11 protein-coding genes are annotated in these 12,508 nt (G+C 43.6%); 3 read left to right on the top strand and 8 right to left on the bottom strand.

The window, feature by feature from the left end; all coding sequences use genetic code 11:
- Window positions 1-158: 158 nt before the first annotated feature.
- Window positions 159-1,127: a fimbrillin family protein gene (locus tag M3085_RS12555; RefSeq protein ID WP_249053167.1), complete on the bottom strand. Its 969-nt coding sequence runs from the start codon at window positions 1,125-1,127 to the stop codon at window positions 159-161.
- A 163-nt stretch (window positions 1,128-1,290) separates the two neighbouring features.
- Between M3085_RS12555 and M3085_RS12550 the strand changes: the two genes are divergently transcribed.
- Both M3085_RS12550 and M3085_RS12545 read left to right on the top strand, forming a co-directional pair.
- Window positions 1,291-2,712, top strand: coding sequence for an alkaline phosphatase (locus M3085_RS12550; protein WP_178256631.1), 1,422 nt, complete (start codon window positions 1,291-1,293; stop codon window positions 2,710-2,712).
- A 195-nt stretch (window positions 2,713-2,907) separates the two neighbouring features.
- Complete coding sequence (locus tag M3085_RS12545) at window positions 2,908-4,317, top strand: TlpA disulfide reductase family protein (RefSeq protein WP_249053166.1); 1,410 nt, start codon at window positions 2,908-2,910, stop codon at window positions 4,315-4,317.
- A 375-nt stretch (window positions 4,318-4,692) separates the two neighbouring features.
- On the opposite strand, the gene M3085_RS12540 is transcribed toward M3085_RS12545, so the two are convergent.
- Window positions 4,693-5,613, bottom strand: a complete 921-nt coding sequence (locus M3085_RS12540; protein WP_249053165.1) for a helix-hairpin-helix domain-containing protein — start codon at window positions 5,611-5,613, stop codon at window positions 4,693-4,695.
- 7 nt (window positions 5,614-5,620) lie between these two features.
- Window positions 5,621-6,994 carry a sodium-dependent transporter gene (locus tag M3085_RS12535; protein WP_249053164.1) on the bottom strand — a complete coding sequence of 458 codons (1,374 nt, stop codon included), beginning with the start codon at window positions 6,992-6,994 and terminating at the stop codon, window positions 5,621-5,623.
- 96 nt (window positions 6,995-7,090) lie between these two features.
- On the opposite strand from M3085_RS12535, the gene M3085_RS12530 reads away from it, so the two are divergent.
- Window positions 7,091-7,480: a VanZ family protein gene (locus tag M3085_RS12530; protein WP_249053163.1), complete on the top strand. Its 390-nt coding sequence runs from the start codon at window positions 7,091-7,093 to the stop codon at window positions 7,478-7,480.
- A gap of 183 nt (window positions 7,481-7,663) precedes the next feature.
- Here M3085_RS12530 and M3085_RS12525 read toward each other — a convergent pair whose 3' ends face one another.
- The 5 genes from M3085_RS12525 to M3085_RS12505 form a co-directional block, all read right to left on the bottom strand.
- A complete protein-coding gene (locus M3085_RS12525) occupies window positions 7,664-8,167 on the bottom strand; it encodes an RNA polymerase sigma factor (protein ID WP_178256626.1) in 504 nt (167 codons plus the stop codon).
- Window positions 8,168-8,317: 150 nt separating this feature from the next.
- Entirely contained in the window at window positions 8,318-8,827 is a 510-nt protein-coding gene (locus M3085_RS12520) for a CYTH domain-containing protein (protein WP_178256625.1), read from the bottom strand.
- A 142-nt stretch (window positions 8,828-8,969) separates the two neighbouring features.
- The gene (locus M3085_RS12515; protein ID WP_178256624.1) at window positions 8,970-9,113 is read right to left on the bottom strand and encodes a hypothetical protein; all 144 of its coding nucleotides are present in this window, start codon (window positions 9,111-9,113) and stop codon (window positions 8,970-8,972) included.
- Window positions 9,114-9,185: 72 nt separating this feature from the next.
- On the bottom strand, window positions 9,186-10,301 hold the full coding sequence (prfB, locus tag M3085_RS12510; protein ID WP_178256623.1) for a peptide chain release factor 2: 1,116 nt from the start codon (window positions 10,299-10,301) through the stop codon (window positions 9,186-9,188).
- Window positions 10,302-10,614: 313 nt separating this feature from the next.
- Window positions 10,615-12,420: an AMP-dependent synthetase/ligase gene (locus M3085_RS12505; protein WP_249053162.1), complete on the bottom strand. Its 1,806-nt coding sequence runs from the start codon at window positions 12,418-12,420 to the stop codon at window positions 10,615-10,617.
- Between the last annotated feature and the right edge of the window lie 88 nt (window positions 12,421-12,508).

Below are 12,508 nucleotides of genomic sequence, written 5' to 3'. Positions count from 1 at the left end.
ATTCCTGAATAAATTGTATTAAGATGTGTATTATTTAAGGTTTGCAAAGGTACAAGTTTTTGCGCAAAAACAGGAATAATCGAAAACAAAAGACACAGAAATACAGCCAACTGCTTTATATCAAGCAAATGCCGCTTTCTGTGTCTTCCTTCTTTTACTTATTCTGCGGGATTTTCTTCAACAGAAATATCGGGTAATGTCTCTACATCCCATCCTTCTATCGTATTTCCAACCACAGTCAAGCCTTCTTTCGATAGTTTTAATGTATAATTATAAAACTTGCCCGAATCGAATGTCGTACCCATCTGGTCGGTCGAAGCTGTATATGAAATTCCATCGCGCTGATAAGCAATCGAAAAGTGCAAATTCTCTTTTAGCTTTGAAGGGTTGAACAATGCCAAAACCCGATATCCTGTTTCCGCTTCTACTGTCTGTGGCTCCTCATAACTGAACGTCAGTGAATTGCCCGAATTTTCTTCGATTACCAAAACAGTATCCTTTTCAGAAGTAGCTCCAAACTGATAGCTGCATTTACTAAACAAATCTTTTCCTTCAAATTTTATTTCGTTCATTGATACGTTTTCCGACTCCTTGTCTTTTTTTATCGTCACCGAAACCAACGCATAGACATGTTTAAAAGCTGATTGTCCGGTAAAAGAGACCACTCCGTCATTTGTCTCGTACGAAGCAGTACAGCGGGCTACGAGAAAATCTTGTTCCCCTATGCCGGAAAGCGTGCCCGACTGTTTGCTTAAATCCGTCATTTCAACTGCCGTCCGGGAAACTGTCGCATCCGAATAAGGATAATAAGCACAGAAAGTGTACTCATTTACTTTATCTTTCCATTGCAGGTTCTGTTCCGTTTGCCATTCTCCACTTTCCAGTGTCCACTTTGCCTGATTCTCTTCTTCGGGCATAAAAAAGCCGATGTTATCGCCTTCCTGAAACGTGGAAGTCCCCCCTTCTTCGGTACTTGTACGTGATGCAACATGGTTGCTCCACACCGATGCCCGTAACCTTAACTGTAATACCTCATCAGAATGTTCTGCTAAAAACTCGTTTTGCTGACACGAGGTCAGTAAGGAAATGCCCCAACAACAAATCCCGATAAATTCACTTTTTTTCATAAATACTATTCTTTTTATAAATGTAAGAAACCATTCTCATTTGTATGACAATAACGTTACATCCTATTCGTTGTATACCACATTTTAGCAGAAAAGCCCGTGCGTATCTTGTTTTTTCCTTATTTTTGTAAGCACATTTAAAGATTAAAAACAACTGTTATCTATGAGAAAATTTTCGCTTTTAATTGCCTTTACGCTTTTGTCTTTTTATTCGACATACGCACAACAGGCAAAATATGTATTTTATTTCATCGGTGACGGCATGGGCGTCAACCAAGTTTTGGGAACCGAACTTTACCGCGGGGAACTGGAAGGAAAAATCGGTATCGTACCCCTGTCGTTTCCCCAGTTTCCGCAGGCTACCGTAGCCACTACCTTTTCTGCCACCAACGGAGTGACCGACTCTGCTGCTGCCGGAACGGCACTTGCCACCGGAAACAAAACCAAAAACGGGGCTATCGGCGTATTGAAAGACTTGGAGACACCTGTAAACAGCGTAGCTGTATGGGCAAAAGAAAGCGGAAAGCGTGTGGGCATCGCCACCAGCGTGAGTGTAGACCATGCTACTCCGGCTGCCTTTTATGCACACGAGGCCGGACGCGGAAGCTATTACGAGATAGGGAAAGACCTGTATACAACGGGATTTGACTTTTATGCCGGTTCTGATTTCCTTGACCCGGACAACGGCGGAAAGGCTGGCTCTGAAAACCTGTACAGCATGGCGGAACGGAACGGTTACACCATCGCACGCGGTTATAAAGAGTATCTGAAAAAGAGTAAGAAAGCGGATAAGATGATTCTTTTCCAAACGGAGGAGGCATCGAAAGCTGACCGCACCGCCATCCCTTACGCCATCGACCGCAAGAAAACCGACCTGAGCTTGCAGGACATTACGCGTTCGGCAATCAATTTCCTGAGCAAAGATGCCACAAAAGGTTTCTTCTTAATGGTGGAAGGCGGGAAAATAGACTGGGCTTGTCACAGCAACGATGCGGCTACGGTATTCCATGAAGTAACCGACTTCGACAACGCCATCAAGGTGGCTTACGAGTTTTATTCGCAACACCCGGACGAAACGCTGATTGTAATTACCGCCGACCATGAAACGGGCGGACTGGTACTGGGCACAGGTGCGTATGAACTGAACCTTCAGGTGCTGAAAAACCAGAAGGTGAGCGAAAACGGATTTACCAGAATCGTAAACCAACTGCGTGCCAAGACCAACAATCAAGTAACGTGGGAACAAATACAGCAAGCCCTAAAAGACAACTTCGGTTTCTGGGACAAGGTGAAACTTTCGGAAAAGCAGGAAGCGCGCCTGAAGGACATCTATGAAAAGAGTCTGAAAAACCAGCAAGTTAAGATGGAAAAGAGCGAATACGCCCAAGATGAACCGATAGCGGCAGAAGCAAAACGCATCCTTGACGAAATAGCCCTCGTTGGATGGACCAGCGGCGGACATTCGGCAGGATATGTTCCGGTATTCGCCATCGGAGCAGGCTCTGATTTGTTCCGCGGACGCATCGACAATACAGAAATTCCTACCAAGATTGCGAAGGCTGCGGGATATATTGCACATCAATAATACTTACTTAATACCCTTTTGAAAGATATCAGAATAATATCTTCCAAAAGGGTACATTTTTATCAGCTTATCGACAGGCAAAGTGATTCCTCATTATCTGCTAAGTTTATAGAAACCTTATCATATCATTGCACTATGCTTTGCGAAAAGAAACAAAACACAAAATGTTGGAAACCTTTTATCTACTTCCTCTTAATGAGTAATTTGCTGGTTTCCTGCCAAAACGAACCGGAAGTGCGTATAACCGGCTCTATCCGGAATATAAATAACGGGACTATCGTTTACAGGATATCGACAGACGGCATGTTCAATCCGTTTACAACAGATACCTTACACATACAGCCGGACAGTACATTCACATTGACACTGCCAGCACGAGAATATGAGCGCATTGACTTCATTTGGTGGGGAAAAGCAGCGTTAGGATCTGTGATAACCAAAGATCATAACATCCATCTTAATATCGACGCTTCGGATAAACACCACCTATCCATCAGCGGATTGGACGAAAAGGTTATTAAACTGACCCAACTCCTTAACCAATTAGATGCCGATGTTTTGGATTTACGTACCCGTCAGGGCGACCGTTGGCAAATAGCAAAAGACACGGTAGCTACATCTGTTTCCCATAGACTGAAAGCGTATGCAGATTCGCTGGAAGCGCAACTGGACGGTCTGGATGAAAGTTTACAAACAAAAGCCAGACAAGACATACGTATGCAGCTATTGTTAGCTTTCCAGAATCAGACTATGGCAACCTGCTATCGAGCTTCGGAAGCCACCAAAAAGTCTTGGTTTGCCGAACTGGACAAGATGACTGATTTCTGTAAAATCAACCATCCGGACAGTCCTTTCAGTCCGGCATTCCACGATGTGGCAAGCAATGAGGCAGGAATACGCTACTTCATGCGGGGAGAAAAACTTCCGGATACTATCAAACAAGATTACCCAAACGTACTCTTTTACTCGTATGAACACACATTAACGGGCAAGGCACAAGAAGCAGCAATGGCTTTGCTCTTTTTGGAAGACCAAAGCCGAGAAAAATTCAGTCCAGAGATACAACTATTGAACGAACGCTTCTTCGAACTATATCCCGAAAGCTCTTGGCGGACATTGGTTCAAGCTGCCGTAGCAAAAAACAAGGCTTTTAATCAGATAACACTGTCGGAAGACATTCATTTCCTTGATGCAACTAACGTCAAAACCTTGAAGGAGATTACGGATTTATATAAAGGAAAAGTAATCTTCATGGATATTTGGGCTACTTGGTGTGGTCCGTGCCGCGAATCATTCGCCTTCGTAAAACCCCTGCAAGATTACGCCAAAGAGAAAGACATCGTATTGCTATACTTGTCAATTGACCGTCCGGAAGACGAAGAGAAATGGAAAAAGATGGCAGCCCTCTATGACCTGAAAGGAGAACACATCCGCGTTCAGGAAGCCTTCAATCAAGAAATTTATGGCACATTCGGCAATAACGGCGCACTGTACATACCGCATTACGTGATAATTGATAAGGAAGGTAAGATACGTTACAAGACAGCAGCTTCGCCGGAGAAGATGGACGAACTGAGGAAACAATTAGACGATGCCGGGAAATAAAGGAATGAAACACATCGGGAAAACATCTGTAAACCAATCAGACACATAGAGCAAAATGGCATGTGTAAATGCAGGGAACCCTCGTTTTACATGCCATTTTTACACATCTTTCATCAAGTAAATCAAACATTTAACTCCAATGTTACCCTATCTTATTGATATCCCCACCCCGCCCTATTTCAAGCCTGAAAAATTCTATTCGCAAAACAAGGCAACGTATGGGTAGAACCAAGTAATTCTACCGCATGGATGAAGCAACACTAACCGTAGCATTTTACAAGACAAAAGGACGCATGATTTTGCCGTTTTAAAGCACTTCTGAGACATGCAGGGATGCGGTCAAAGACCATCCTATCAGCTCCATTCAATAAAACATCACTCAAACGACAAATAAGGAGACAAACGCCGGAGATCTTCCTCTGAAAACTCTTCGAACAGTGAGAGGCGCGACAGACTTTTTATCTTTCCACGCTTGCGGCGATACTCCACAATGGCTTTGGCTTTATAAAAATTCATGTAGGGGTGGGAACGCAACCGGTCTAAATTGTCGCGGTTTACGCTCAACCGACGCAGGGAGTCGGATTCTATTTTGAACCATTTGTTCAATTCTTCTCCCACGTGGGGAACTTCTTGCAGTTGGGAAACGCTATAAAAACCTCCCAAACGATTCCGGTAGGCGACAATCATGCGAGCCAGTCCGCTGCCGATGCCGGGAATGCGTTTCAGTTCGGCCGTATCAGCTGCATTCAAGTCGATTACCGTTCCTTCGGGGTATTTGTAAGAAACACGGGGAATAATGGAATCTTTTTTTACGGAAGCACGATGTAAAACGGTGTCATACTTCGGTTGCTGTTTCGGGATGCGGATATAAGGATATAGCTCTTCATATTGCGCCTCGCTTAATCCATAGATACGTGCAAACGATTCGGGGGTACGAAACTGTCCGCCTTTCGAGCGGTATTTCAGTACGTTACGGGTGGCAAAGGCGGACAAACCCAACCGACGTAAGGTTACGGAATCGGCTGTATTGGGATCGAACGGGGATAAAACAACCGGAATTTGTTCGGCAGCAGCGTCATTGCGCAACTCACGGCGGGGATAGTTCCGGTGTTTTCTTGCTTTTACGTCGGCAATAAATGAATCTACCGCCGGACTTTTCTTAGCTTCCGGGGCAGACTCTTGGCTGCTCCACCGTCCTGCGCCTACGTAAAAGCCCAAGAAAAATACAGCCAAAACCAGCAGAAACAAAATGACACGCCGCTCTGACTTGGAGTAATAAAAAAAGTCTTTCCACATGCAGCCGTTATCCTAACAACCCTAATTCGTTGACAAATATCAGAACAATGCCGATGGGGGCAACAAATTTCAGTATCAGAATATATAGCGGATAATAAGACGACTTGAGAGTACCGTAGTTGGTTGCTTCGCCGCGTACAATCTTGCGGTCGAGCACCCAACCCACAAAAAGAGCCGCAAACATTCCGGAAACGGGAAGCATGATTTTTGCCGTCAAATAATCAAGCGCATCAAAGACGTTCATTCCCGCTATCCTGTATGTGCTCCATTCGCCCAATGCCAGCGATGAAACAACTCCGATAAGCAGGCTGCCCGTTGTCACGAGTGAAGCTGCACGGGTGCGGGTAAATCCGAACTTTTCATGCAGGAAGGCAGTAGAAACTTCATGCAAAGAAATCGTAGAGGTTAAAGCTGCCAGCGCCAACAATACATAAAACGCAACAGAGCATACATAAGACAATATGGGAACTCCGGCAAAAGCCTGCTGGAATACGTTGGGGAGCGTAATGAATATCAGCGAAGGACCTGCATCGGGCTGAATCCCCACAGCAAATGCCGCCGGGAAAATAATCAGTCCGGCCAATACTGCCACACAGGTATCTATTACTCCTACACTCATAGCCGTATGTCCCAACCGGGTATCTTTTCCGAAGTAAGAAGCGTAGGTAGACAGACAGCCCATGCCCAGACTCAGCGAGAAAAATGCCTGCCCCATTGCACCTAAAAATACGTCGGCAGTAACTTTGCTGAAATCGGGTTTCAACAGAAATTCAACTCCTTTCTCTGCGCCCGGCAAGGTAAGCGAACATATTGCCAGCAAAACAACCAGAATAAAAAGCACCGGCATCATGACTTTCGATGACTTTTCAATACCGTCTTTCACACCGCGCACCACAATGAAGTGGGTAGCAAACATAAAGATAAACAGCCAAATGAGCGGACGCAACGGGTCTTGCGAAAAATGCTGGAACATGGTTATAAAATCGTTGGGACTTTTACCGGAGAAACCTAAAGTAGCTGCCTGAAAGATATACTCCAGCGTCCAGCCTGCCACAACGGTATAATATCCCAATATAAGAAAACCGGTCAACACGCCCAAATAACCTACCCATTTCCACGGAGTGCCCGGAGCCAATACGCGATAAGCTCCTCCCGTACTTGCTTTCGAACGGCGTCCGATAGTAAATTCAGCCATCATGATAGGAAGTCCGAAAATAAAAACGCAGCCCAAATAAATGAGGATAAAGGCCGCTCCGCCATGATTTCCCGTCTCATAAGGGAAACGCCAGATATTCCCCAAACCTACCGCAGAACCTGCCGCAGCCAGAATAGCACCTATCTTACTTCCGAAACTAACTCGCTCGTGATGATGTTGTTGCATAATGTACTTTGTCTTTTTGATGATAATTAGAACCAAAATCGGGTACAAAAGTACAAAAAACTTCGTATTTTTGCAGCAAATATAAAGAATTTAAACATGATAGCTTATATTAAACGTTATCCCTTATCACTGATTGTCATCGCGATTATCTGGTATCTTTCTTTTTTCACTCCTCCGGAAACCGAGTTAAACGAAATTCCTTATATCGACAAGATGGTTCATGTATGCATGTATGGGGGATTGTCTGTCACGCTATGGATAGAGTATCTGTTCCGCCACTGCTCATTGATGCTCAAACGCTTAATTACGGGAACTGTCGTATGTCCGATACTGATGAGCGGGTGCATCGAAGTCCTGCAAGCCACCTGCACCGAAACCCGCAGTGGCGACTGGATGGACTTTGCAGCAAACTGTACGGGGGTTATCCTCGCTTCGGTTTTAGGTTACTATATTTGCAGGCCGGTAATATGGAAGTATAAAAAATAAAGCCTGCCAATGAAAAACGCAGTTTCATAATGGCAGGCTTAATACCCTTACTTTGGGTTACTGAAATCACCTAATCATCAGTCTGAAATTCTACCGCATGTGTCAGTCAAAACATGCGGATGTTTTACCCAACACTAACGCATGAATCTATCAACGCATCCGCTTGTGTTTTTGGAAGGATTTTCAACGGAAATCTTTCAATTCTTCCTGCAATTTTTGGCGTGTAAAGTAAATGCGACTCTTTACCGTACCTAAAGGAAGCCCCAATTTGTCGGCTATCTCACGGTATTTGAATCCCGATACATACATGGAGAAAGGAAGACGATACTCTTTAGGCAAAGCATTAACGATGCGATGCATTTCTTTCAAATCGTATGAGCTGTCGGTCGACTCGCCTTCAATATCCAGTCCTTGATTCAAATAATACTGATTCTCGGTATGGTCTACATAAGTCTGGTCACGCAGTACCTTACGGTAATTGTTGATAAATATATTCCTCATGATAGTATACATCCACCCTTTGAAATTGGTTTCTGCCGTATACTTTTCTTCGTTATCTAAAGCCTTCAATGATGTTTCTTGAAGAAGGTCGTTCGCATCCTCTTGGTTTGACGTAAGTTTATACGCAAAGTGAAGTAGTTCTGTCTGTACGCTCAATAAATTCTGAGCAAATGATGCAGTTCTCATCTGTATGTTTTTTGAGATTAATATTCGTTTTATTTTTATCGTTTCGATATCGCAATATTAACCCAAAAAAGAAGAGACCACTTCCCAATAACCGTTATCTGATGGGGTACAAACTATCAGATAACAGTTTTCACCCCCTATTCGGATAGTTTACAGGGGGTATTCTGACTGTTTTTTATTTTCTTCCCAGTCTTTATAAGGCGTTTTCATCAGAAATGAATTGTAATATTTTACCTGCCCCGTCACTTCTTCTCCTAAAAAAGCGGGGCGCTCAAAAGGTTCGTTTTCGTCTGCCAGTTCTACTTCGGCTATAACCAGTCCTTCGTTTGCTCCATAAAACTCATCCACTTCGAATGTGTGCGTTCCGCATTTTACCAGATAGCGTGTTTTATCTATCATCCCCGGTTCGCAAAGTTTCATCAGCTCTTCCGCTTCCGAGAGCGGAAGTTCATGTTCCCATTCATAACGGCTTGTGCCCGATTCGTTCGAAGCACCTTTGATGGTAAGATACCCTTTCCCGTCGCGAATGCGCACCCGCACCGTACGCCCCCGCATACTGCAAATATATCCCTGACAAATCCTACTACTGGAAAAAGCCTGCTCGCGGTAAGACGAGTCAAGCACCAAGAACTTGCGTTCGATTTCTATTGCTTGCGCCATAATCGTTATTGTTTCTTACTTGTCTTTATCATAAAAAAGCGGATTCCGCGCACCGGATAGTCAGTTTGCCATCCTGAAACGCAGAATCCGTTCCTCAACACTGTATTTTCATTAATTATATACGTGTTATAAAATAAATTTATCACGAAGCCAATACATATCCCACAATCATCAGTACAGCCAATAGCAGCAGCGCAATACATATTGATTTAAACAGGCGGTTCGCTTTTTCTTCTTCGCGTTTTTCGTGATTTTGTCGTCGTACTTGTCTGTTATAGTTTCCCATAGTTCTATTTTTTAAAATTCAACTTACCAAAAATACAACTAATTCAGGAAAATACAAACGAAATCTTTACTTTTACGATTCGCTGTCGGAAAATTCCATCAAATAAGCCTTGATGAAACCATCTATTTTTCCGTCCATAACACCGTTGACGTCCGAAGTCTGGAAGTTGGTACGGTGGTCTTTCACGCGGCGGTCGTCGAACACGTAGCTGCGAATCTGCGAGCCCCATTCAATCTTTTTCTTTCCGGCTTCTACCTTTGCCTGCTCTTCCATGCGGTGTTGCAACTCTTTGTCGTAAAGGATAGAGCGCAACTGACGCATGGCGTTTTCTTTATTCTTCGGCTGGTCGCGCGTTTCGGTATTTTCAATCAAGATTTCTTCTTCCTCGCCTGTATAAGGGTCTTTGTACTGATAACGCAAGCGCACGCCCGATTCTACCTTGTTGACATTCTGTCCTCCCGCACCGCCGCTTCGGAACGTATCCCATGACAGGCGCGCCGGCTCTACCGTTACTTCGATCGAATCATCGACAAGCGGCGTAACAAAGACCGAAGCAAACGAAGTCATACGCTTGCCCTGTGCATTATAAGGAGAGACACGTACCAAACGATGTACTCCGTTCTCGCCTTTCAAATAACCGTAAGCATAGGCACCTTCGATATTCATCGTAACGGTTTTGATGCCCGCCTCGTCGCCTTCCTGAAGGTTGGCTACCGACAACTTATAACCGTGGCTCTCCGCCCAGCGCATGTACATACGCATCAACATCGAAGACCAGTCTTGGCTTTCAGTACCTCCGGCTCCGGAATTTATTTTCAATACGCAATCCATTTGGTCGGCTTCCGAACGCAGCATGTTCTTCAATTCAAGTTCTTCTACCGCTGTAAGTGCTTTAGCGTATGCATCGTCAACCTCAGCTTCTGTCACCAGTTCGTCTTTGTAAAAATCGAAAGCCAATTCCAGTTCGTCTGATAGCGTCTTTACTTCATTGTATCCTTCAATCCATCCCTGCAAGCCCTTCACTTTCTTCATTTGTGCCTCTGCTTTCTTCGCATCATCCCAAAATCCGGGAGCTTGTGTACGGAGCTGTTCTTCCTCTACTTGGACTTTTTTATTCTCAATATCCAAATAACGATAAAGTGCAGCTGTACGTTCTTTTACATCTTTTAATTGGTCAATTGTTATCATATCGGGAAATTATTTTCATTGATTTTGAGGGTACAAAGATACGATTATTTTAGTTTACAGCCTATCACACAGCAGGGATTTCCTTTGGGGCGGCCCGCGTCAAACAGAAAAAAAGCGGAAAATGCTTCAATCTTTATCGAAACATTTTCCGCTTTCTTATTTAGAGCCTTCGTTTAAATTTTCCGATTAAGTCTTTTTATCCGCCCCTTTTGAGTTTGTTTCCGGTCTGTTTTTCCGTTTTCACTCGTCAGATAGCCTGCTATCCTCCTCGGAAACAAATATCAAACTGAGGCAGAGCAAAATTTAAACGCTCTTAATCTTCGTACATCTTCTCTATTTCTTTCGCATAATTCTTCAACAAAACCGCACGTTTTATTTTCAGTGTATTGGTCAGTTCTCCCCGCTCCATGCTAAAAGGCTGGGGAAGCAGCGTAAACCGCTTTATCTGTTCGTAATGGGCAAACTGCTGCTGCAATACATCAATACGCATTCGGAACAGTTCTTGTATCTCCGGCTTCTCTAACAAGTCTTTCAAATCGGTATAAGCAATGTGATGCTCGCGTGCATACTTTTCTACCAATGGATAATCAGGAACAATCAATGCCGAAACATATTTCCGCTGGTCGGCAATCACCGAAATCTGGTCGATATACCGGTCTACCACCAACTTGGTTTCGATGGCTTGCGGAGCGATATACTTTCCGTTCGACGTTTTAAACAAATCTTTGATTCTATCGGTGAGATATAAAAATCCATCTTTCATGTAACCGGCATCTCCCGTACGGAACCAGCCGTCGTCTGTAAACACAGTTTTCGTAATGGCCTCTTTCTTATAATATCCTTTTGTTATAGTCCCCCCACGCAGCAGGATTTCATTATTATCTCCTATCTTCAGTTCTACTCCTGAGAGAACCCGACCTACCCCTCCAATACGAAAGTCGTTCTTCCAATCACAAGACACCGTAGCTGTACTTTCCGTCAATCCGTATCCGGCAACCATATTGATACCTACCGAATGGACAAATTCTTCCACTTTCTCAGGTATAGCAGCACCGGCAGTGGGGAAAAAGTTTCCGTTTTCTATCCCTATGGTCTTCTTCAACAGATTAAAAATAGTTCTATCATAAAACTTATATTTCATGGCAAGAAACAAAGGCGGCTTTTTGCCGTTCATCCGGTAATCAATATTATACTTCTTACCGGTACGCAAGGCATCCAACATCATGGCTTTAGCCAAACCTTTTGTCTCGTTAATTTTTTCTTGTGCTCCTGCATAAACTTTTTCCCAAAAGCGCGGAACGCTACACATTGCTGTAGGCCGAATCTCCTTTATCGTTTTCTGTATATCATGCGGACGCAAATTGATGCAAAGCACGCATCCCTGACCTAAACAGAAATAAGACCATGCACGCTCAAAGATATGAGTAAACGGCAAGAAACTCATGACAACATCTTTATCGCTCAAGTCCACCAACCGAATTTTGTTTATCTTAAAAGCTGTCTCATAATTAGAGTGGCAAAGCATGACACCCTTCGAGTCTCCTGTGGTTCCTGATGTATACAAGATATTTGCCAAATCATCCGACGAAGATGCCGCAGTGCGTCTGTTTACTTCCTCCTGAAAAGCACCGCTTCCTCCTTTCTCCAAGAAAGCATCAAAATAAATAGATGTATTGTCTTCTGGAGCAAGCGTTACAGATGGATCAAAAATAATAATTTGCCTGAGCCCTTTACACTGACTGCATACATGATAAGCTGTATCATATTGATATTGCTCACCAACAAAAAGGAAACGAATCTCAGCGTCCTCTAAAATATAATGCACTTGAGTCTCCGAACTGGTAGCGTATAAAGGAACCGTCACAACACGGTCGGCAAAAGCTCCAAAATCCAAATAAAGAGATTCCGGCTTGTTCTGTGAAAAAATTCCAATATTTTCTTGTTCTTTTATCCCCAAGGCAATGAGGGCATTTGAAACCTGTCGTACTTTATTTGCAAATTGATTCCATGTAACGGAAATCCAAGAATCCGTATCGTAATCACGGTATTTTAAGGCTATTTTATTCCCATACTTTTCCGCTTGTTGCGGAACCATTTGAGACAAATAAGAATTCATCATGAGTCGGTATATTTAATAACTCATGCAAATATATGATTTTATTTGTGACAGCCATAAAAAAAGTAAACAAAAAGGAGTTTATTCGGAC

It is taken from the genome of Bacteroides caecicola, assembly GCF_023337095.1.
Classification (GTDB): Bacteria; Bacteroidota; Bacteroidia; order Bacteroidales; family Bacteroidaceae; genus Phocaeicola; species Phocaeicola gallinarum.
This window is presented reverse-complemented; position numbering and strand designations above follow the sequence as displayed.

Bases quoted from the DNA above. Each gene is read 5' to 3' on its own strand.
- M3085_RS12505 (WP_249053162.1), bottom strand. From the start codon at position 12,420: ATGATGAATTCTTATTTGTCTCAAATGGTTCCGCAACAAGCGGAAAAG.
- M3085_RS12555 (WP_249053167.1), bottom strand. From the start codon at position 1,127: ATGAAAAAAAGTGAATTTATCGGGATTTGTTGTTGGGGCATTTCCTTA.
- M3085_RS12530 (WP_249053163.1), top strand. From the start codon at position 7,091: ATGATAGCTTATATTAAACGTTATCCCTTATCACTGATTGTCATCGCG.
- M3085_RS12550 (WP_178256631.1), top strand. From the start codon at position 1,291: ATGAGAAAATTTTCGCTTTTAATTGCCTTTACGCTTTTGTCTTTTTAT.
- M3085_RS12525 (WP_178256626.1), bottom strand. From the start codon at position 8,167: ATGAGAACTGCATCATTTGCTCAGAATTTATTGAGCGTACAGACAGAA.
- M3085_RS12520 (WP_178256625.1), bottom strand. From the start codon at position 8,827: ATGGCGCAAGCAATAGAAATCGAACGCAAGTTCTTGGTGCTTGACTCG.
- prfB (WP_178256623.1), bottom strand. From the start codon at position 10,301: ATGATAACAATTGACCAATTAAAAGATGTAAAAGAACGTACAGCTGCA.
- M3085_RS12535 (WP_249053164.1), bottom strand. From the start codon at position 6,994: ATGCAACAACATCATCACGAGCGAGTTAGTTTCGGAAGTAAGATAGGT.
- M3085_RS12515 (WP_178256624.1), bottom strand. From the start codon at position 9,113: ATGGGAAACTATAACAGACAAGTACGACGACAAAATCACGAAAAACGC.
- M3085_RS12545 (WP_249053166.1), top strand. From the start codon at position 2,908: ATGAGTAATTTGCTGGTTTCCTGCCAAAACGAACCGGAAGTGCGTATA.
- M3085_RS12540 (WP_249053165.1), bottom strand. From the start codon at position 5,613: ATGTGGAAAGACTTTTTTTATTACTCCAAGTCAGAGCGGCGTGTCATT.